Annotated in this window: 16 protein-coding genes; 7 read left to right on the plus strand and 9 right to left on the minus strand. The window is 66.3% G+C overall.

Annotated elements, in window-relative coordinates; genetic code table 11:
* Window position 1: 1 nt before the first annotated feature.
* From ASE90_RS11810 to ASE90_RS11825, 4 genes are read left to right on the plus strand one after another with little or no spacing between them, the layout of a single operon-like run.
* Window positions 2-1,360 carry an HlyD family type I secretion periplasmic adaptor subunit gene (locus ASE90_RS11810; RefSeq protein ID WP_056000630.1) on the plus strand — a complete coding sequence of 453 codons (1,359 nt, stop codon included), beginning with the start codon at window positions 2-4 and terminating at the stop codon, window positions 1,358-1,360.
* Between the two features lie 59 nt (window positions 1,361-1,419).
* Window positions 1,420-2,961 carry a TolC family protein gene (locus ASE90_RS11815; protein WP_162235085.1) on the plus strand — a complete coding sequence of 514 codons (1,542 nt, stop codon included), beginning with the start codon at window positions 1,420-1,422 and terminating at the stop codon, window positions 2,959-2,961.
* Window positions 2,962-3,000: 39 nt separating this feature from the next.
* The gene (locus ASE90_RS11820) at window positions 3,001-4,470 is read left to right on the plus strand and encodes a hypothetical protein (RefSeq protein WP_056000636.1); all 1,470 of its coding nucleotides are present in this window, start codon (window positions 3,001-3,003) and stop codon (window positions 4,468-4,470) included.
* A gap of 26 nt (window positions 4,471-4,496) precedes the next feature.
* Window positions 4,497-8,150: a glycoside hydrolase family 99-like domain-containing protein gene (locus tag ASE90_RS11825; protein ID WP_056000639.1), complete on the plus strand. Its 3,654-nt coding sequence runs from the start codon at window positions 4,497-4,499 to the stop codon at window positions 8,148-8,150.
* A gap of 26 nt (window positions 8,151-8,176) precedes the next feature.
* On the opposite strand, the gene ASE90_RS11830 is transcribed toward ASE90_RS11825, so the two are convergent.
* Entirely contained in the window at window positions 8,177-9,124 is a 948-nt protein-coding gene (locus ASE90_RS11830; RefSeq protein ID WP_056000643.1) for a hypothetical protein, read from the minus strand.
* Between the two features lie 77 nt (window positions 9,125-9,201).
* On the opposite strand from ASE90_RS11830, the gene ASE90_RS11835 reads away from it, so the two are divergent.
* The 3 genes from ASE90_RS11835 to ASE90_RS11845 are packed head-to-tail and all read left to right on the plus strand — an operon-like array spanning window position 9,202 to window position 12,152.
* A complete protein-coding gene (locus ASE90_RS11835) occupies window positions 9,202-10,095 on the plus strand; it encodes a hypothetical protein (RefSeq protein ID WP_056000646.1) in 894 nt (297 codons plus the stop codon).
* Between the two features lies 1 nt (window position 10,096).
* Entirely contained in the window at window positions 10,097-10,744 is a 648-nt protein-coding gene (locus tag ASE90_RS11840; protein WP_056000648.1) for a hypothetical protein, read from the plus strand.
* A 1-nt stretch (window position 10,745) separates the two neighbouring features.
* Entirely contained in the window at window positions 10,746-12,152 is a 1,407-nt protein-coding gene (locus tag ASE90_RS11845) for a tetratricopeptide repeat protein (RefSeq protein ID WP_162235086.1), read from the plus strand.
* Between the two features lie 39 nt (window positions 12,153-12,191).
* Here ASE90_RS11845 and ASE90_RS20870 read toward each other — a convergent pair whose 3' ends face one another.
* The 8 genes from ASE90_RS20870 to rfbC all read right to left on the minus strand — a co-directional run bounded on the left by ASE90_RS20870 (window position 12,192) and on the right by rfbC (window position 21,274).
* Window positions 12,192-12,902: a CatB-related O-acetyltransferase gene (locus ASE90_RS20870; RefSeq protein WP_056000653.1), complete on the minus strand. Its 711-nt coding sequence runs from the start codon at window positions 12,900-12,902 to the stop codon at window positions 12,192-12,194.
* Between the two features lie 129 nt (window positions 12,903-13,031).
* On the minus strand, window positions 13,032-14,300 hold the full coding sequence (locus ASE90_RS11855) for a glycosyltransferase family 4 protein (RefSeq protein ID WP_056000655.1): 1,269 nt from the start codon (window positions 14,298-14,300) through the stop codon (window positions 13,032-13,034).
* Window positions 14,301-14,320: 20 nt separating this feature from the next.
* Entirely contained in the window at window positions 14,321-16,810 is a 2,490-nt protein-coding gene (locus ASE90_RS11860) for a glycosyltransferase family 2 protein (protein WP_156361553.1), read from the minus strand.
* Between the two features lie 81 nt (window positions 16,811-16,891).
* On the minus strand, window positions 16,892-17,761 hold the full coding sequence (locus tag ASE90_RS11865; protein WP_156361554.1) for a glycosyltransferase family 2 protein: 870 nt from the start codon (window positions 17,759-17,761) through the stop codon (window positions 16,892-16,894).
* Between the two features lie 94 nt (window positions 17,762-17,855).
* Complete coding sequence (gene rfbA, locus ASE90_RS11870; RefSeq protein ID WP_056000664.1) at window positions 17,856-18,725, minus strand: glucose-1-phosphate thymidylyltransferase RfbA; 870 nt, start codon at window positions 18,723-18,725, stop codon at window positions 17,856-17,858.
* Window positions 18,722-19,609: a dTDP-4-dehydrorhamnose reductase gene (gene rfbD / locus ASE90_RS11875; protein ID WP_056000667.1), complete on the minus strand. Its 888-nt coding sequence runs from the start codon at window positions 19,607-19,609 to the stop codon at window positions 18,722-18,724. Before rfbD ends, rfbA begins: the two co-directional genes overlap by 4 nt.
* Window positions 19,610-19,643: 34 nt before the next feature.
* Window positions 19,644-20,693, minus strand: coding sequence for a dTDP-glucose 4,6-dehydratase (gene rfbB, locus ASE90_RS11880; protein ID WP_056000669.1), 1,050 nt, complete (start codon window positions 20,691-20,693; stop codon window positions 19,644-19,646).
* A 14-nt stretch (window positions 20,694-20,707) separates the two neighbouring features.
* Complete coding sequence (gene rfbC / locus ASE90_RS11885; RefSeq protein ID WP_235531783.1) at window positions 20,708-21,274, minus strand: dTDP-4-dehydrorhamnose 3,5-epimerase; 567 nt, start codon at window positions 21,272-21,274, stop codon at window positions 20,708-20,710.
* Window positions 21,275-21,431: the final 157 nt, after the last annotated feature.

A 21,431-nucleotide genomic window follows, 5' to 3' on the forward strand; every position in this document is an offset into this window, starting at 1 on the left:
CATGGCAACGGTAACCGATGCAGGGGGCTGGGCCGCCCGGTTGAAGCGCAGCTGGAACCCCTATGACCCCGCCCGGCTCGCCGAGCGTGGGCTGGAGCCGGTCGCGGTTGAGGAATCGACCGTCCGCCGCCGGGGTACCTGGCTGATCGTGACGGCGGTCGGCGCGTTCTTCATCTGGTCGATCACCGCGCCGATCGATGCCGGGTCGAACATGGTCGGGACGGTGACGGTCGCGGGCTATCGCAAGGCGGTGCAGCATCCGACCGGCGGCGTCGTGCAGAAGGTGCTGGTCAGCGAAGGCGAACAGGTGCGCCAAGGCCAAGTGCTGCTGCGCATCAACCCGCTGGAAACCGAGGCGACGCTCACCAACCTGCGCCAGGAATATATCAACACGCTGGTCAGCGTCAGCCGCGCCAAGGCCGAGCTGCTCGGCCGTGGCATCGTCTGGGACCCCGAACTGGCCGCGCTGGAACGCGAGAGCCCGAACGAGGTCGCCGAGGCCAAGATGCTGCAACAGCGCTTCTTCACCACCCGCCGTCAGCAATATGCCGAACAGGCACGCGGCCTGAGCGCGCAGATCGCCGGCCTGTCGGGTGCGGTCGCATCGCACCGGGTGCAGCTGGGCACGCTGTCGGAAGAGCTGCACAGCGTCGAAACGCTGGCCAAGGACGGGTTCGTGCCCAAGGCGCAGTATAACACCACCTTGCGCAACAAGGTCGATCAGGAAGCAGCGCTGCAGACCGCGCAGGCCGATGTCGGCAAGATCCGCGCGCAGATGGCCGAGACCCAGTCGCAGTTCCAGAGCGAGGTCGCCAAGGAGCTGACCGAATTCCAGAAGAACCGCGAGGCACTGGCCACCAAGCTGTCGGCGGCGCGCTTCAACCAGTCGCTGAGCGAGATCCGGGCGCCCGTCGCGGGCACGATCGTCAACCTGAAGGTCTTTACCGAAGGCGGCGTCATCAACGGCGGCGAGGTACTGATGGAAGTCGTGCCGTCGGACGGCGCGCTGATCGTCGAGACCAAGGTGCCACCCGCCTCGATCGACAAGGTCCATGTCGGCATGCCCGCCGATGTCCGCTTCACCTCGTTCAACGCCGCCATCACCCCCGTCGTCCATGGCACGGTGAAGTCGGTCGGCATCGACAAGCTGAAGGCCAAGCCCGGCGAGGAAGTGCGCGAGAACGAGGATTATTATCTCGCGCAGGTCGAGATCGGGCCGGACGCGCTGAAGGAGCTGGGCGACAACCAGCTGCGCCCCGGCATGCCCGCCGACGTGATCGCCAAGCGTGGCGAGCGCACCTTCATGTCGTGGCTGCTCAAGCCGCTGGCCGACAAGTTCGCGCGCGCTTTCAAGGACTGATTTCCATGTCATCGCATCGCCTGCCGGCGACCGCCCTCGCAGCGGCCATCGCATTAACCATGAATCCCGCCGGAGCCGCCCCCCGCGCCCAGACCGGCGGGGTGAGCGTGCCGCCGGTGCCGATGAGCAGCGCCGCCGGACAGGGCAGCACCGCGACGTCGGGCGGCACCGCGCCGCCACCGGTGACGATCGATCGGGTCCCTTCCAGCCCGGCGCTGCCGCAACCGGCACTGGGCGGGCGCGTCACCAGCTTTCCGCTGCCCCCCGCCACGTCGTTTTCGCCCGATGTGCCGCCGGTGCCGCAGCGGCCGGTTTCCGGGCCGCAGGCACCGCTCGGCAACACGCCCGAGGCGGTCGGACCGGTCGATCCGCAGGTGCAGGGGCCGCCGGCACCCGGCGAACGGCGGGTGCGCGCGCCCGGCGAGATCGACCTCGTGTCCGCCTACACGCTCGGCCGCGAGAACGATCCGACCTTTCAGGCGGCGATCGCCGAGCGCGACGTGAACCGCGAAACGGCGGGTCAGACCATCACCGCCTATCTCCCGCAGGCCAGCTACACCTATAACAACATCCCGACCGAAGGCGGCGCGCGTCACGTCGCGACGGTGACGCAGCCGATCGTCAGCATGTCGGGCCTCGCCACGCTGAAGCAGCGCCGCCCGCGCCGCGCCTATGCCGACGCGACGCTGGAGGTGCGCGCACAGGATCTGGCGACGCGCACGATGACTGCCGTCGCCGACATCATCAAGGCGACCGAGGCGATCGCGCTCAACGATGCGCGCATTTCCGCGTTCAGCACCCAGTCGCAGCGGGCGAGCCGGCTGTACAAGGCAGGCCAGGGCACCGTTACCGACGCCCGCGACATCGAGGTGCGCTACGAACAGGCGCTGGCCAACCGCATCCTGTTGAAAAGCGATCTGATCGCGGCGTCGACGCGGTTGCGTTCGATCACCGGGCAGCCGGTGCCGGTCGATGCGTTCCGCCTGCCCGAACGCTTCGGTCCGGTCGTGCTCAACCCGGTCGATGCCTATCTCGGCACGCAGGAAACCGCCAATCCGCAGATCGAGGCGGCGCGCCAGACCGAACGGATCAACCAGCTCGAAGCGCGACGGGTGCGTGGATCGATCTTTCCGGTGCTGGGCGCCAGCGCGACCTATACCCGGCGCAACGGACTGGCCGACAGCTATGTCGGCCTGTCGCTGTCGGCACCGCTCAACGCCGCATCGATCTTTCAGGTGGGGGCGGCCAATGCGACGGTCCGTCGCTCGTACGAGGAACGGCGGCAGGTCGAGGAACGCGCCCGCACCGAACTCGAACGGCTCCACGCGCTGGTCGATGGCGGGCGGCAGGCGCTGGCGATCAATGCCAAGGCGATCCAGGCCGCCGAACTGTCGGTCGAAGCGAACAGCCGCAGCTATGAAGGCGGCGTGCGCACCAATGTCGATGTCGTCAACGCGATCCAGACGGTGTTCGAGGTGAAGAACGCCTATGTTCAGGCGGCGACGACGCTCTCGATCAACTATCTGAACCTCCAGCTGCTGGCCGGGGCGGCACCCGAGGATGCGATGGCGGCGACCCAAGCCTTTCTGCTGGGGAACTGATCATTGCCGGCGGTCGCATACGCGGGCAGGACGGGGGCGATGGACCCGATCGACACGTTGCTGACCGATGCGCAGGCACGCCGCGATGCGGGCGACTGGCCGGCGGCGGCGGCGCTGTTCGCACGCGCCGCCGAGGCGCGTCCGGCCGAAGCCGCGATCTGGCAGAATCTCGCGCTGGCACGCTATGCCGCAGGCGAACGGCGCGGGGCGGCCGAGGCCGCCGCGCGCACGGTCGCGATCCAGCCCGCTTTGTGGCAGGCGCGGGCCTTGCTCGCCCGCGTCGCGCGCGACGGCGGACAGCCGGTCGAAGCCGAACGGCAGTGGCAGGCGGTGCTGGCGCAGGATCCGGCCAGCGCCCCGGCGCTAATGGGACTGGCCGACCTGCACCTCAACGTCTTCGGCGATGCCGCGCATGCGGCGGCGCTGGCCGGTCGGGTCGCGCAGGATCCCGACTGGGCAAGCGATGCCGAACTGACGCGGTTGATGGCGGCGTTCTATACCGGTGCCCTTGCCCCGGCGGCGTTGAGCGAAGGACTGCGGACCTTCGCGCGGACCCATCTGCAACGCCCGGCGGCTCCCGTCCGGGTGTTGCGCAGCGGGCGGCGGCGGGTCGGGCTGATCTCGCCGTTGCTGTCCGCCTCGCCGGTCTATTTCCTGACCTTCTCGACCTGGGCCGCGCTGGCGGCGACGCATGATCTGGTGATCTTTCAGCGGGGCACGCGCGACGATGCCGCGACCGCGCAATTCCGTGCCCTTGCCGGCGAATGGCACGACGTCGCCCATCTGCCGCCCGAGGCGCTGACCGACCGTCTGGTCGCTGCCGAGCTGGACGTGGTGTTCGATCTGGGCGGGTGGAGCGACGTCGGCGCGCTGTCGGCGCTGTCGGCGCGGCCGGCGGCGCGGGCCTTCACCTGGATCGGTGGCCAGTCCGCCACCACCGGGCTGGATGCGTTCGACGGATGGATCGGCGACAAATGGCAATCGCCTGCGACCTCGCGCGCGTTCTATGCCGAACCGCTGGTCGAGATCGATCGCGGCTATTGCGACTATACCCCGCCCGCCGGCATCGCCGCCTTGCGCGACCTGCCCAAGGCCGGGGTCGCGCTGGTCGGCAATCCGGTGAAGGTGACCGACGCACTGCGCCCGCTCTGGCCCGAAGACGTGCGGGAGGTGACGCTGATCGATCGCCGCTATGCTTATGGCGCCACGCTGGAGCGGGTGCGCCGCGTTCTGGAGCAGATCGGGGTATCGATCGCGGCGGTCGTCACCCCCGATGGTCATGACGCCTATCTGGCGGCGGTCGCGCGGCATCGGGCGATCGTCAACACCGCCCCCTATGCCGCCGGACTGACCGCCGTCGAGGCCTATCATCTGGGCGTGCGCGTGATCGGGCCGCCATCGGGCGGGCCGTTGTTCGCGCAGCGCCATGTGCTGTCCCATGCGCGCACCCGGGGCCGCAATCCGACGCTCGCGCGTCAGATCGCGGCGCTGATCGCGCAACCCGCCTGACCCTGTCCCTCTCGCTCGGCATCCGGATGACCCCGCTTCAACGCAAGTTCCACCGCCTGATCCGCGCCACGCGCACGTTCGACGCCGCCTTCTACGCCCGGAACAATCCCGATCTGGCCGGCGAAGAGGATCTGCTGGCGCAGTACATCGTGCAGGGCGAGGCGGAGAACCGCGCGCCGTCGCCCTATTTCGATCCCCTCTGGTATCGCGGACAGCTGCGTCGCGTGCCCGAGGGGCATTGCCTGCTGGCGCATTATCTGACGGTCGGCGACGGCGACGGCTATCAGCCGATGATCGGCCTCGACCCCGCCTTCGTCCGGGCGCGGGCCGGTCGCCGCGACGAGCCCGCGCTGGTCGGCTATGTGCGCGCGGTCGAGGCCGGGCGTCCGGTCGATCCCAACCGTTTTTTCGCGGCGGCATGGTATGGCGAACAGAATCCGGATGTGGTCGCGGCCGGGGTCGATCCTTATTGGCACTGGGTCCATGTCGGTGCCGATGAAGGGCGGCTGCCCTCGCCCGATTTCAACTGGTTCGCGCTGCGCGAACGCTATCATCTGTCGGGCAGCAATGCGGAGGCGTTTCGCGCGCTGATGGCGCGCTGGCGGCTGCTGGGCGGCGGCGACGACGATACCGGCACCGACCGCACCTCGGCGGCCGAGCGGATGCAGGAGGAGGTGCGCGCCAATCACCGGCCCTCGCCGCTGTACGAACATCACGCCGCGCCCCCGGCCGCGGACACGCGGCGGGCATGCGACGTCTATGCCTTCTACCTGACCCAGTATCACCGCGTCGCCGAAAACGATGCGTGGTGGGGGGAGGGCTTTACCGAATGGCACAATGTCGTGCGTGGCACGCCGCGCTTTTCGGGCCATTATCAGCCGCGTGTCCCCTCGGCGCTGGGGTTCTACGACCTTGAGGACCCGCGCATCATGCCGCGGCAGGTGGCGCTGGCGCGGCAGGCGGGCCTCGCCGGGTTCGCCTTCTATTATTATCATTTCGGCGACCAGCGGCTGCTCGAGCGGCCGCTCGATCGCTTCGTTGCCGATCCGTCGCTCGATGCCGGTTTCTTCCTGATCTGGGCGAACGAGACGTGGTCGCGCCGCTGGGACGGGTCGGAGGCGGAGATCCTGCTCGAACAGCGCTACCCGGACACGCTGCCCGGCGAAGTCGCCGCCGATCTGGTGCGCTATGCCGCCGACCCGCGCTATCGCCGGATCGGGGGGCGGCCGCTGTTCGTGATCTATCGCGTCGGGCACCTGCCCGATCCGATGGGCTGGATCGCGCGCTTCCGCGAAGCCTGCCGCACGCTCGGCGAAGACCCGGTGATCTGGATGGCGCAGACCTTCGAGGATCTCGACCCGCGCGTCTACGACCTTGACGGGGCGATGGAGTTTCCGCCGCACAAGCATAGCCGCGAACTGCCGCTGGCGATGCCGCAGCGCCCGTTCGGCAGCAATCCGGCGCTGAAAGTATGGGATTACGACCGCTTCGTCGCGGCGGCGCTGGCCGATCTGGCCGAACCGACCCCCTATCCGCTGGTCCGCGCGTGCTTTCCGTCATGGGACAATGACAGCCGCCGACAAGGCGCCTCGTCGGTCATCCACGGATCGACGCCCGCGCTGTTCCGCCAGTGGCTCGAACCGCTGGTCGCGGCGGCGGAGGCGGACAGCGACGATCCGATTGTCTGCATCAACGCATGGAACGAATGGGGCGAGGGCGCCTATCTCGAACCCGATCGCCATTTCGGCTATGCCTATCTCAATACCGTACAGGCGGTGATGCACCCGCAGGAGGACGCCGGCGGGCTGAAGATCGTGCTGGTCGGGCATGATGCCTTTCCGGCCGGGGCGCAGCGGCTGCTGCTGCATCTCGGTCGCACGCTGACCGCCGATCTGGGAGCGAGCGTCCGCTTCGTCCTGTTGCGCGGCGATGCCGGTTATGACGGGCTGCTGCCCGACTATCAGGCGGTCGCGCCGACGATCGTGTGCAATGCGCATCGCCCGGTCGATCGGGTCGCGGCGGAACTGGTACGCGACGGGTTCGGCGCGGCGATCGTCAATAGCGGTGCGTCGGCCCCGGCCCTCAAGCCACTGGCCGATGCGGGGCTCAAGGTCCTGTCGTTGATCCACGAATTGCCCGCCATGGCCGACACGCTGGGCTTCGCGCCCGATCTGCGCGCGGCGGCGGGGGTGGTACGCGGCTTCGTCGCCTCCACCCGATCGGTCGCGCAGGTGATCGAGGATGCGGGCGTGCCCGCCGATGCGATCACCCTGTTGCCGCAGGGCCAGTATCGCCGGGTCGCGCGGATCGATCGCGATGCCGCACGCCGCGCGCTGCTGGGTCCGGACGACGACCGTGCGGTCGTCGTCGCGCTGGGCTATGGCGACCGGCGCAAGGGGATCGACCTGTTCGTCGCCGCCGCCGAAGCAGCCTGCGCCGCCGACGAGCCGATGCTGTTCGTGTGGCAGGGCGATTGGGACCCCGCGACGGCACAGGCGCTGGCCGACCGGGTCGAACCGCTGGTCGCGGCGGGATGGCTGCTGCACCTGCCCGACCGTCCCGAGATCGAGACGCTGATGGCGGCGGCCGATCTGTTCCTGCTGTCGTCGCGCGAGGACCCGCTGCCCTCCGCCGCGATCGAGGCATGGTCGTGCGGCCTGCCGGTGGTGGCGCTGGCCGACGCCGGCGGGATCAGCGACCTGATCGCCGAGGATACCGATCTGGGCGTGCTGGCCGATGGCGAGGACGTCGCATCGCTGGCAGCGGCGGTGCAGGCCGGGCTGGCGCTGGGCCGGTCGGAGGCGCGTGCGGCGTGGGCGGCGGAACGGTTCGACTGGCCGGGCTATGTCCGCGCCCTGTTGGGACTAGTACTCGCACCCCCGGCCGTGGAGGTCGCGATCATCGGCCACAACCATGGCCGCTTCGCCGCATCGCGCTGTGCGAGCATCGCGCAGCAGACGCTGCCGCCCGTGCGTGTCACCTATCACGACATCGCTTCGACCGATGGCAGCGCCGCCGCCGCGCGCCACGAAGCCGCGCGGCTCGGCTTCGGTTTCCGCGCCGATCCGGCCAATGGCGGCCATCTGCCCACGACATGGCGGCAGATCGTCGCCGACAGCGATGCCGAATTCCTCCATCTGGCCGAAGGCGACGACTGGATCGCGCCCGACATGCTCGACCGCTGCGTCGCCGCGTTGCAGGATGCGCCCGACGCCGCCTATGCCTTTACCGCTGTCGAATGGATCGATGGCGACGATCAGGTGATCGCCGATCATTCGGGTTATCCGGCATCGGTGATTGGCCCCGCCGTTCAGGACGGCGCGATCGATGCGGCGACGCTGCGCGCGTCGGGAATGCGGATACGCAATCCGGTGCTGTCGGTCAGTTCAGTGGTCTGGCGGCGCGCGGTCCTTGCCGAGCTGCTAGAGCGCGAGCGGGCGGCGCTGGCCTCGCTGGACTTCGCGTTCGACTGGCTGCTGTACCTGCGCGCGGCGGCGGCGGGTCATGGCGCGGTGTTCGTGCCCGAGCCGCTCTGCCGACACCGGCAGCACGCGGCATCCTTCGCTGAACGCAGCGATGCCGGACGCCACCACGCCGAAATCGCCCGCGTCCACGCACTCGACCCCGATCCCGACCGGGCGGCGGAACGGGCGGCCTATCTGGTGTCGATCGTGCAATAAGCAGGGTCAATCGGCCGATCCGCTTGCTACCGCCCCAGCAGCCGCGCCATCCAGCTCCGCCGGGGCGATGGCGCGGCCTCCGGCTCGGGTTGCGCAATCACCGGCGGCGCGACCGGTTCCGGGGGCGGTGGTGCGTCGACCCGTACCCGGCCGCTGGCGACCGCCAGCGCGATATCGTCGAGCGACAATTCGTCCAGTTCGGCCAGCGACGGCATTGCCGGCCGCTGGCGTGGCGGAAGTTCGGTCACGACCGCGCTCGTCGGTGCAGGCACGACAATCGGCGCAGGCGGTGCCGGTGGTTCAACCGCTTCGGGCTGCACAGGAGCCGCAACCGGCGGCCCCTCGATGGTCAGTGGGCTGCCGGGCATGGCCGAACCGTCGGGCAGCGCGATCGTGACCCGGTTCGCTCCCGGCATCAACCGGCCTTCTAGGAACAGGTGCCAGCCCCCGGCACCGCGCGACATGCCCTTGGCCGCCAGGTCGGCGCGCGTCCCCTCCGACAGCACGGTCACCGGGTCGTCATCGCCGACCGTGATCGTCACCTCGCACGGGTCGCCGGTCGCGGTCAGCGCCCAGCCCGACAGCAGCCGGGCATTGGCGCTGTCGATCGCGCCCAGATGGCGCGGCGCAGGCGCGGCGGCGGGGGCCGGCGTCCATATCACCATGCGCGGGCTGCCCGACAGGGGCGTGCCGTCGGGCAGGGTGATATCAATACGGTTCTCCCCCGGCTCCAGTGCGTCGGCCAGTTCGATCCGCCATCCGCCGGCACCGCGCGACTGGCCCTTGGCGGCCAGATCGGGGCGCGGCAGGTCGGATGCGGTGGCAAAGCTGCGGCCGTTGACGGTGGCAGTCACTTCGCACGGATCGCCCTGTCGCGTGATCGCCCAACCGCTCAGCCGTCCCTGCCGGTCGTCGTCGACCGCGCCCAGATAGCCGATCGTCGGCGTTGGTGACGGTTTGTCAATCAGTTTCATGGTTAACGTCCCTCGACCGGGCAGATGGTGTGCATGTCGCCGCATCCTACCGCCCGGAGGTCACGAGGTGGTTAACGATGCCGGATGTTCGCGATCAGGGGATGCAGGGGGAACCGCCGCGCATCTTTCAGATCCATTATGAGGATTGGCATCGCAGCGTGTGCGACCCGCGCTTCATCCCGCTCGACAATCGCGGGCCGGCGACCGAATATCTCGAATTCGACCTGTTCGAACGGCTGTCGATCTCGCCGCATGTGCAGGGTGCGGCGTTATGGGGTGCCCTGTCGTGGCGTTTTACCGAAAAGACCGGGCTGGACGGGAGCGAATTGTTCGATCTGATCGCCGCCCATCCGGGTCACGACGTCTATTTTTGCAACCCGCATCCGCAGCATGAGGGTATCTACCACAATCTGTGGGTGCAGGGCGAAACCGCGCATCCCCGGTTCGTGGAGCTGTCGCGGGCCTTTCTGGTCGCGGCCGGGCTGCCGGGGGAAGCGGTCGACACGATCGACCCGTCCAACCAGTATTCCACCGCCAATTATTTCGTCGGCACGCCGGCCTTCTGGTCGGCCTATCTGCCGTTCGTGCGCGGCGCGATCCGGCGCGCCGACGCCAATCTGTCGGCCGGGGACAAGGCCGCACTGCACAGCACCGCCGCCGACGACCGCATGGTGCACAAGGGCTGCACTTATATGCCCTTCATCGTCGAACGGCTGTTCCCGCTGTTCCTGCGCACCGCCGGCGCGCATCTGTCGGGGTTCAAGCTACCGCTGCCGATCCCCGAGGACGAGATGAACGTGCACCAGAAGCTGCTGCGCGAGATGAAGGACCATGCCTGTCGCGACCGGTCGTCCTGGCTGGCGGCATGCTGGGTCAATTATCGCAGCCTCTATCTCCAGCAGCAGCACGGCCGGCAATGGGCACAACGCTATCTGCGGCAGGTGACGCCGGGCGAGATCCGTTTTGCCTGACATGCCCGTTCCTGCGGCCGAGGTCGTGTTCGCCAGTGCCGAGGCGTTGCCGGCGCGGATCGGTCGAGACGACCGGCCGCTGGTGGTGATGCCGTATATCGACGTGGCGGCGGCGAAGCGGTCGGCGGTGCAGCTGGCCCGCCGCGCGGGTACGCCGATCAGCGTCGTCTGCGTCGCCGACGATCGGCGGTGCGGCTTCATCGCGGTCGCCAACGCCGCCTTTCGCCGCACGGATGCGCCGTACGTTGCCTATGTCGCGCAGGATGCGTTCGCCGGGCGCGGATGGCTGGCGCACGGGGTGCGCGCGCTGGACGCCGGACAGGGCGGGCTGCTGGCGTTTCACGACGGCAAATGGGCAGGGGCACTGGCAGCGTTCGGCATGGTCCGTACCAATTGGGCACGCGGCAACTATGCCGGTGACCTGTTTCACCCCGGCTATCGCAGCCATTATGCCGATACCGAACTGACCGTGCTGGCGATGGCGGCCGGCGCGCTGCGCCAAGATCCGCAGGCGATGCTGGTCGAGGTCGACTGGGACAAGGAAGCCGCTGCCGTGTCGCCGGAGGACCGCGCGCTGTATGCCGAACGGGCGGCGGCGGGATTTGACGGCCGGGTAAGCGATGCCCGCTTACGAACTTTATTTGGCTAGCATGCAAGTTTCGATTGGGCGTATCGGATTTTCAACTTTCTTAGGGCAAGTTTCGAATATGAGCGATGTGGTTCCAGCACTGCAGGCAGCGGTTGCCAAAGCGGACTACGACACTGCCCGTCGTCTGTACGAAAGCCATGCAACTGATTTAGATGGGAATATTGTCGCGCGCAATCTCCACGCCGAAACGCTGTTTGCGCAAGGGGATACAGAAGCCGCGCTTTCCTTGCTGCATGAAACGCAGACCAGATCGCCGTCCGATGTTCGAGCGCCATTGGAACTCGGCAAGATGTATCTGCGTCTTCATGATAAGGCATCGGCACTTGGCTGGTTCGAACGCGCCGCTGCCGTCGCGCCAGCAAATATGTGGTCTTACTATCACATTGCCCAAATCCATCGCCGACATGGTGATTTTGCTGCGGAAGTGGACATCCTGCGGCGGGGCGAACGGCATTGTCATGGGCGGGTGCTGGCAGCTGAATATCAGGCGATATTGAAGGAACTTGCGTCCGCCCGCACCTTGCTGGCGGTTCAGCCTCTGTCCGGTTACGAGGTCCGGCTCGCACCGCCGGCAGCGGAGGCTCCAGAATTGCCCGGATGCGTGCACGTGACGATGGCCAAGGACGAAGGCGACGTGATTTACGCCTGTCTGGCGGCATCGTACCGGCAGGGCTTCCGAAAGTTCATGATCGCCGACAATGGCAGCACGGACAATACGGGCGACGAGATACGCCGCTTCGCTGCCGATCATCCATCGGCGATCACCTTCATCGTCAGCGATCCGGTCGTCGGCTATTATCAGGACGTGAAGACGATGGCGCTGGTGGATTATGCTGCTCGGGTATTCGCGGGGATCGGGAGTCCGATCCGCTGGGCGTTTCCAATAGATGCCGACGAGGAATTGCAGGCGTTCGACAGCGAAGCCTCGCTGCGACAGATCGTCGATCATGCCGACCGCCAGGATGCGAAGATGATCGTGTTCGCGTGGAGCCATGCCGCCTCCGTGACTGCCCTGCAGCGGTTCGAACCCGAACAGGATTTGCATCGCAGTTTTCCATGCCGAAGCCGTTTCGGGCCGGGACTGGTCCGCAAATGTGCATTTCGCATCGACGGCGTCGCGATGGTCGAAATGGGCGCCCATTTCATCCGCGATTGTGCCGACCGGGAAGCGGATATGGTCATCGCCGCCGAACATGGTTTCGCCATGGTCCATTATGCCGTCCGCAGCGTCGAACAGGCAAAACGCAAGACGGTCAACGGTTACAACGCGCTCAAAGCTGCAACCGGAATGGAAGGCATGGGCAGCCACTGGCGATCGGATTACGAAAAGTTCGTCGCACTAGGCGACGTTTTCTTCCAGCAGAAGGTTGAGGCCTATATCGACCGGGTGAAGAGGCACGCAATCTGATCGAACGAACGTCGCCGCGCGTGGCGGCGGCGAGCGTCGCTATTGCAGGAAGCCGGAATAATTTTCCCGGGTCAGGTGAAAGCCGGGTTCGAACACGGTCAATTCATCCCGAACTTCCTCGAAGCGATCGATCATCTTCCCGATGTCCGTGTAATCGATGCTTTCGAGGTGGAAGATCGAGTAGTTCCACCATTGCAGGTTGAGCAGTTTTGCGATGATCGCATCCGGGAACCGGTATCGCAACACCCGTGCCGGATTGCCGCCGGCAATGGCATAGGCGGGGACGTCCTTGGTCACGACGCTGCCCGGTGCGACGATCGCACCGTCGCCGATCGTGATGCCGCGATTGATGATGCAACTGTTGGCGATCAGCACGTCGTTGCCGATCCTGGTCGGCGTTCCCGTCGCCGAAAACGGCGTGCTGGGATCACGGCCGCCGACGAAGGTGGAAAAGCCTCGAAAATCGGGGACATAGAAAACACGCGATGTCGATATCCAGTCGGTGGGATGCCGATCCGCACCGATGAAGCAATTCTGTGCGATGCTTGTGTAACGGCCGATCGAGGTGTGGCCGATCTCGGTGGAAGCGTTCAGGTTGCTGAAGGCGCCGATCCGCAGGAACGTGTCGAACCGCAGGTTCGAGGCGCAAAATACCGGAGATTCAATTGCGGCATCTCCCCAGATATCGAACGACCGGGGAAAGGCCAGATCGATACCGACCGATTTCAGTGCATTCGTGTCGAGTTGCATGTCACCTCATGTCCAATCAGTCGTAGCATCTGCGCGGCTATATGAGATCGATCATAAGTATTTATTTTTATTGCGTAAATTGCAATAATGTATAATCTGCGCCTGAGCTGATCGTATGCTTGTCGACCGTTACCCGGAATAAATGTCAATCATCCGATCCGCAGTTTCGCATACTGTCGGTGGTATAGCCATCGTTCCTTGTATCTCCGCCAGCAACCCCCGGTCCGCCGCCAACCGGCGCAGCAGGGCGGCAAGGCTGGTGCCGCTGCCGCTCTGGAAGTGAAAACCGTCCACCCCGTCGCGGACCTTTTCGGCCATGCCGCCGATGTCGGAACACAGGACCGGACGGCGATTGGCGAGCGCTTCCTGGATCACCAGCGGGGAATTTTCCCACCAGATCGACGGCACCACCACCGCATGGACCGACTGCATCAGCGTGTCGACGCGGCCATTGTCGTACGGCCCCATATAGCGCAGGTTGCGCGGGGCGGTGAGCAGGCGTTCGCGTACCTCGCGCTGGAAATCCTCGGGCTGCGACGAATAATCGCCATGCACCTCGATCCGGATATCGGCGTCGTCGTCGCCGTCGAGTTGGGCGGCGGCGTCGAGCAGGACGTTGAAGCCCTTCAGCCGCGAAATCTGACCGAAGAAACCGAAGGTGATGCCGCGATCGAGCGTCGGGTATGGAAGTTGCCCGCGCCGTTCGGGATCGGGAATGCCGTTCTCGACGACGCCGATTCGCTCGCGTGGAATGCCCCACGCGATATAGCGCTCGGCCAGAAAGGCGCTCGGCGCGACGAACCGGTCGACCAGGCGGAAGAAGCGCTTGATGAACAGTTCACGCAGGAAAAAGTCCTGCGGGCTGATCTCCGGGAAACAGCCATGGCATTCGCGCGGGCCGGATTTCTGGCACAGCGCGAAGCTGCCGCGTTTTACCATCTGGCCGAAATGGTTGCAGATCGCGAGATATTCGTGGAGCGTCACGACGATCCGCGCCTCGGGCAGCGCCCGGCGGACGGTCAGCAGCATCTCCAGCCCGAAATTGGTGTAATGGTGCATATGCACCACGTCGGGCCGGATTTCGTGCAGGAGCGCGGTCAGTTCGGCCACCGTTTCGCCATCCGGGTTCGAATGGAGGAAATGGTCGAACCCGCGCATCGTATAGACGAAATTGTCGGCACCGAAGGGCTGCCCGAACACCACGCCGTCGCGCCGCTCGATCTTGCCCGGCGCGCACGACACGAAGAAGGATCGATAGCCCGGACGGCGGCACAGTTCCTCGTGCAGCTGGAACGCGGCGATCTCCGCTCCGCCCTTCGACACGCGCGGGTCCATGTGCGACATCACCAGCACGCGCGTGTCCGACGCGGCTACGGCCGGCGGGGTTGCGACCGCCATGGCGGATCTTGCGGAACGACTCATGCCAGCACCATCAATTCGTCTTCGACCGGAATATCGGCCAGCGCGCCATCCCAGCGTTCGGCGAAGGTGCAGGCGTTGACCAGCGTCAGATTCTGCCGCCATGCCTGCGCGGCGCTGCCCTGGCTCTGCCGTTCGAGGTGATAGAGACGGACCCCGTCATGCACCGCGCAGCGCAGGCCGCGCGCGCGCACCTTCATGCACAGATCGGCATCCTCGAAATCGCCGACCACATAGTCGGTGTCGAACCCACCCAGTTCCTCGACCAGCGTCCGCCGCATCAGCATCAGCGCGCCGGTCACCAGTGGCACGTCGCGCACGGTGTCGCCGGTGGCCGGCAGCCGTCCCTTGCCGGGATGACAGGGGAAGGGCATGTTGCCGAAGTTCGCCAGTCGCTGCACCGCCATGCCGCCATGTTGCAGCGTGCCGTCCTCGAACAGCAATTGCGCGCCGAGGATGCCGATGCCCGGATCGGTCTCCATCGCCGCCACCAACCGGTCGAGCCAGTCGCCGGTGATCGGCACCACGTCCGAATTGAGGAAGCAGACATAGTCGCCGACGCCGGCGGTCATGCCGGCATTGCTGGCACCTGCGAACCCCAGATTTTCGGGCGGCAGTACCAGGCGCGCGGGCATGGCGAAGCGGCGGTGGCAGGAGCGGGCGAGGTTCAGGAATTCGGTCTTCCGCTCGGGCTGGTCGAGGACATAGACCAACTCGTCCTCCGCTAGTCCGGCCTCGGACAGCAACGCCATCTGGTACATCATGAAATCGAGCCGGCCATAAAGCGGCACGACTACCGAACAGCGCGGCCGTGGCGACAGGGTGCCGAGCGCCATCACCACGGGCGTACCGCTGGCAGCGATGCGCTCGCGGTTCATGCCAACGACGGGCGGGCCAAGGACCTTGCCGCAAATATGGCGGACATTGTCGGCGGTCACCGTCATGCCCGACAGCAGCCGGACGATGCCGCCGCGACCGGCCCGCGCCGCGACCGGCAGCGGCTTGAACGCCACCGCACCATCGCTCAGCGTAATTTCGAGATAGAGTTGCGCCGGATCGTATCCGGGGATCGCCGCATAGGCCTGGAAACCGAAACCGGCATGGTCGAGGTCGAACCGGCGGCCCAGCGTGTCGCGAATGTCGGGACGATCGACCGTCAGCCAGCGCTCGCCAAGGGGCTGGGAAGCAAGCACGCCCGAACGGACGCGGATCGTCGCGATCGATTGCGTCGGGTCGACTCGCCAACCGATCAGCACCACCCCGTCGGTACCACCACGGACGATCTCGTCGACTTCGAGAAAGATCGGGCGGTTCAACGGGGCCAGCGTATCGACGCCCTCGTACACCGGGCGCGAGACTGCCTCGACCAACGCGCTGTCGGCGGCGTGCGGCAGGTCGCGCACGATCGCACGCACCGTGCGTACCGCTTCGAGGTCGTTTAGTCGTTGCGCGGTGTCGGATACCTTGAGCGCCAGTCGCTGTCCGTCGTCGCTCCGCAAATGGACAATGTCGCTGGCTTCCCCTGCGCCGCCGGGCACGAAGGCGAGGATGCCCTGACCGATTGCCGCCACGTCGGCCCGCGGATAAGTAAGTAGCAGCACCGCGTCGTCCGCAGCACCGTCACGGTCGAGTTGCGCCCGCGTCAGCGACGTACCCCCCGACGCATCGTTGCGAATCCAGCCACCGAACAGCCAACCGTTCAATCCGGCGGACCAGCCATGAAAGTCGATATAGCCGTCCGGCACGCCGACGGGCCTTGCCGGGGCCGGGGGGGCGGGCGGCGCAGTCACCTGCAGCATCGCCTCGACAAGGTCATGGCCCTGTGCGATCAGGGTTACCGGCACGTCGCTGCCGGTGCGGTAATCGGCCGTCGCTGCGGCATCCAGTGGCACGCGAAAGCCAAGGAAGCTGCCCTCGCGCGCGGCGGAGAAGGGCAGGTCGGTACGGCACCCATCGACGGTGACCGGCAACAGCCGATCGCCGACGCGCAGCTTCAGCGTCTGTGCGGCGCGGCTGCCATGCCACAGCGCCGGATCATATACCCAGCCCGAAACCACTTCACGGCTGACCTGATCGAACGATGCCACCGGGCGGAAGGTGTGGGTGCCGACGGCATGGCGGGTGCTCGACCATAATTCCTGTTCGCCCGCCAGCAACCGCACGCGCGGCAGCGTGCCGACATGCGCGACATCGACACAGAATGCACAGGCCTCGGCCGACACGCCTTCGGCTTTCAGGTCGCTGCGCGGGAACAGGCCCGCGATAGGGTGACGTTCGGCATCGATCTCGATCGTCAGGCCGGTATCGACCGGCTGCCCTGCGGCATCGGTCGCCCATCCGGTGACGACGATGAAGCCCTCGCCTGTCTCGATCGATTCCACCCGCCCGGCGCAGCGCACCGTTGCGGGTAGAGAGGCCGGCACAATGGAGGCCGGCGGCTTATGGTCCGGCCGGATCGTGCCGAGCCTCGACGGCTTGCTACGTGCCACGTTTGTCTTGCCCCTCCGGCAGCGATGCGATGGCGCAAGCGGTAAATGACGATGGTAAAAATTGCTTAAAGATATTGCGGATTATGCGTCCAACGCCTTGCGAAAGCGCGGTTCGATCGCAACGCGCGGCCGGCCATAGCGCGCCAGCGGCACCGACCATGGATGCGCCGGGGTCGCACCGGGCGTGGCGTCCGCTACGAATGCCTGCAACGCTTGCGCGACCGGCCCGTCAGGCTGCGTTACTCCTGTTTCAACATCGAACGGCAGCCCACCGAAATGGCTGACGACGCCGCGCATCCAGTCGTCGTCGTTGCGCTGGTGCCGGCCTGCGGCTTCGCTGGCCCATGGCATCGCCCGGGTGATGGCGAGCCGCCGCAGAGCCTGATCGAGATCGGCATGGCGCAGATGGAACAGGTACAGATCGTCGAAGCGCGGGGCGGCGTCGTGCGCATGCCAGCCCGGTGCCCAGTTGACCCCGCGCCCGATCATGTTGGTCTTGCACATCGACGAGGAAAAGATCACGCTGCCGCGCTGTCCGCCCACCCCGCGCGTGGATTCCAGCGGCGGCTCGCCCGTGCCATGCACGATCTCCAGCCCGATCGAGGTGACCGCGTCGGCCGTCATCCGCTCGGCATAGTCGTTGAGGTCGCGGTAGCCCGCCGGATCGGCGAGCAGCAGTTCGTCGGCATCGACATAGGCGACGCGGCGGTAGTAGCGCAGCAGCCCGCGGGTCAGGTCGGCCACCAGTGCCAGACGCTGGTCATTGTCCTGCGGTGACCGCGGCAGTGCGATCCGGCTCGCGCCGCCGAGCGCTTCGGTCGACCCGTCATCCGACCCGTGATCGATGACGTAGCAATGCGCCAGCCCGACCTGCCGCGCATAATGCCGCAGCCAGATCGGCAGCTTCTCTGCCTCGTTATAGACCATGGTGATGATGGCGAGTGGCGGCACGAACGATTTTCCGGGAATATGGGGAGTGTCGTCCTAGTCGGTCTGCCCCCCTTTGTCACCGCCGGCCCCGATCCAGCGACCGGCGGGATTTGGACTAGCGCCCATCCACCGCGTTCAGGATCGCCCGACCATAAGCGGTCTTCTTGAACCGCTCACCCGCCGCGCGCGCCTGCTCGGCTGAGATGAAGTCCATCTCGAACGCGATTTCCTCGAGACACGCCACCTGCACGCCCTGCCGCTTCTGCAACGTCCGCACGAATTCCCCCGCCTCCAGCAGGCTGTCGTGCGTACCGGTGTCGAGCCACGCATAGCCGCGCCCCATCTGTTCAACATAGAGGTCGCCGGCCTCCATATAGAGCCGGTTGAGATCGGTGATCTCCAGCTCGCCCCGGGCCGAGGGCTTCAGGTTGCGGGCATAGTCGACGACGCGGTTGTCGTAGAAATACAGGCCGGTGACCGCGTGGTTCGACTTCGGCACCGCCGGCTTTTCCTCTAGGCTGATCGCGCGGCCGCCTTCGCCGAACTCGACCACGCCATAGCGTTCGGGGTCTTCGACGCGGTAGCTGAACACGGTCGCGCCAGTTGGACGGGCGACGGCGCTGGCGAGCAGGTCGGTCAGGTGCGCGCCGAAGAAGATGTTGTCGCCCAGCACCAGCGCGACGTTGTCGTCGCCGATGAAGTCCGCACCGATGGTGAACGCCTGCGCGAGGCCATCGGGGCTGGGCTGTTCGGCATAGGACATGGTCAGGCCGAACGCCGATCCGTCGCCGAACAGGCGGCGGTAATTGTCAATGAATTCGGGGCTGGAGATGATCAGGATGTCGCGGATGCCCGCGAGCATCAGCACGCTCAGCGGGTAATAGATCATCGGCTTGTCATAGACGGGCAGCAGCTGTTTGTTCACCGCCAGCGTCGCCGGGTGAAGCCGCGTGCCCGAGCCGCCGGCGAGGATGATGCCCTTCATGCTGTATGTCCGATCAGTTCGTCGAGAATAGGCTTAAGCGCCGCCTGCCACGGACGTGGGGCGATGCCATAGGCGGCGTGGATGGCGGTGTGGCTGAGCAGCGAGTTGGCCGGGCGTTTCGCTAGGGTCGGATAGTCGCTGCTCGGGATCGGCGCGACCTCGGCCGAGGCCCCGCCGCGTGCCGCCGATTGCGCGAAGATCGCGCGCGCAAAACCGGCCCAGCTGACCGCGCCTTTATTGCTGAAATGAAAGGTGCCGGTGGGCGCATCGGCGTCCTCGGCCAGACGGACGGCGATCACCAGCAGCGCCTGCGCGAGATCGGCGGCGCTGGTCGGCGACCCGATCTGATCGTCGACCACCGACAGCGTGGTCCGGGTGGCGGCGACGCGCAGCATCGTCTTCACGAAATTGCTGCCATGCGCCGACACGACCCACGCGGTGCGGACGATCGCATGGCGCGCGCCGCTGGTGCGGACCGCCAGTTCGCCGCCCAGCTTCGACGCGCCATAGACGCCGAGCGGCGCGACCGGATCGGTCACTTCCCACGCACCGTCCTTGTCGCCGGCGAAGACGTAGTCGGTCGATACCTGCACCAGCGGGATGCCGGCCGCGCCACAGGCCTGCGCGAAGGCGGCCGGGGCCAACGCGTTGATGGCCCACGCCGCGACGACGTCGCTCTCGGCCTTGTCGACGGCGGTATAGGCGGCACCGTTGATGACGGCTGCCCAGTCGCGCGAGGCGACCACGTCCGCGATCGCCGTCGGATCGGTCAGGTTGAGCGCGGCCCGGTCGAGCGCGACGACCTCATAACCGGCCGGGCAGGCGATGCGCACCAGCTCGCGGCCCAATTGTCCGTTGGCCCCGGTGACGAGGATCGGCCTCATCGCGCACCCGACATGTCGACAGGTCGACGCGACATCACGCGACCCCGCGCCGTTCGGCGGCCTTGGCGGCGACCAGCGGACGCCACCACGCCTCGTTCGCCAGATACCATTCCACTGTCTTGCGGATGCCGGTTTCGAAGGTTTCCGCCGGGCGCCAGCCCAGTTCGGCACCGATGCGCGACGCGTCGATCGCATAGCGCTTGTCATGGCCGGGGCGGTCGGCCACCTCGGTCATCTGTTCAGCGTAAGGACGGCCATCGGCGCGCGGGCGTAGTTCGTCGAGGATCGCGCACAGCGTCTGCACCACCTCGATATTCTGCCGTTCGTTATGGCCGCCGACATTATAGGTCCGGCCCGGTCGCCCGCGTTCGAATACCGCCTGCAGCGCGCGGACATGGTCCTCGACATACAGCCAGTCGCGGACCTGATCGCCCTTGCCATAGATGGGGAGCTTTTCGCCATCGAGTGCCTTGGCGATCATCAGCGGGATCAGCTTTTCGGGGAAGTGATACGGCCCGTAATTGTTCGAGCAGTTGGTGATCAGCACCGGCAGGCCGAAGGTATGGCCCCATGCGCTGACCAGATGGTCGCTGCCCGCCTTCGACGCCGAATAGGGCGAGCGCGGGTCATAGGGGGTGTCTTCGGTGAACAGCCCGGTGTCACCCAGCGTGCCATACACCTCGTCGGTCGAGATATGGTGGAAACGGAACGCCTTGCGCGCCTCTTCTTCGAGGGTCAGCCAATAGGCGCGCACCTCGGCAAGCATCGTATAGGTGCCCACCACATTGGTCTGCACGAACGCGCCGGGGCCATCGATCGAGCGGTCGACATGGCTCTCGGCGGCCAGATGGGTGATGACGTTGGGTCGGAAGCCGGCGATCGCGGCACGGACCGCCTCCGCATCGCAGATATCGCCCTGGACGAACCGGTACCGGTCGCTGTCGGCGACCCGCTCGACCGTGGTCAGTGTGCCGGCATAGGTCAGCTTGTCGAAATTCAGGACGTCGTGATCGGTATTCTCGATCAGGTGGCGCACCAACGCCGAACCGATGAAGCCGGCGCCGCCGGTGACGAAAATACGCATTGTCGAGGTCCTTTTTAGGAAAGCGGGGCCAGCCGGCGGCCGTCATAGGCGAACGGACTGTTGAACTGGGCGAGCGTCGGCTGCACCTTGTCCTTGGCGCTGAGCTCGGGGATGGTTCCCCTAGGTATCGGCCAATCGATGCCGACGCTGTCCCAGGCGATGCCGCCGTCGTTCGCGGGAGCATAGGTGTCCGAGCATTTATAGGTGACTTCGCAATCGGGCTCGAGCGTCACAAAGCCGTGTGCGAAACCGATCGGAATGAAGAGCTGATGCCCATTCTCGGCCGACAGCTCAGCCCCGACCCACTGACCGTAGGTCGGCGAACCTTTACGTACATCGACCGCGACGTCGAAGATCCGGCCACGGATGCAGCGGACTAGCTTGTCTTGGCCTCTAGGTGGCGTCTGAAAGTGGAGGCCGCGCAGGGTGAAGGCGGGCACCGACAGCGAGTGATTGTCCTGCACGAAGGTGCAGGTGATCCCGAGCTTTTCAAAGGCGGGCACCGAATGGACTTCGGTGAACCAGCCTCGGTCGTCACCGTGGCGACGGGGCACTAAACGTTTGACTGGCGCGTCCATCATAGGGGCCTGCTAACGATCGAAGCAGAAGCCGACAACCTGCAAGATGCCTCTGCTCCGGCTACCACAGGTATTGAACTGGTCGCTTCTGCTATTCGGTATAAAGCAGGAGCCTAGATTTTTTACGGGGTGAGGCTTTCCCGGTCGGTTTTGTGCATAA

This window comes from Sphingomonas sp. Leaf67 (assembly GCF_001421965.1).
In the GTDB taxonomy this organism is placed as follows: domain Bacteria; phylum Pseudomonadota; class Alphaproteobacteria; order Sphingomonadales; family Sphingomonadaceae; genus Sphingomonas.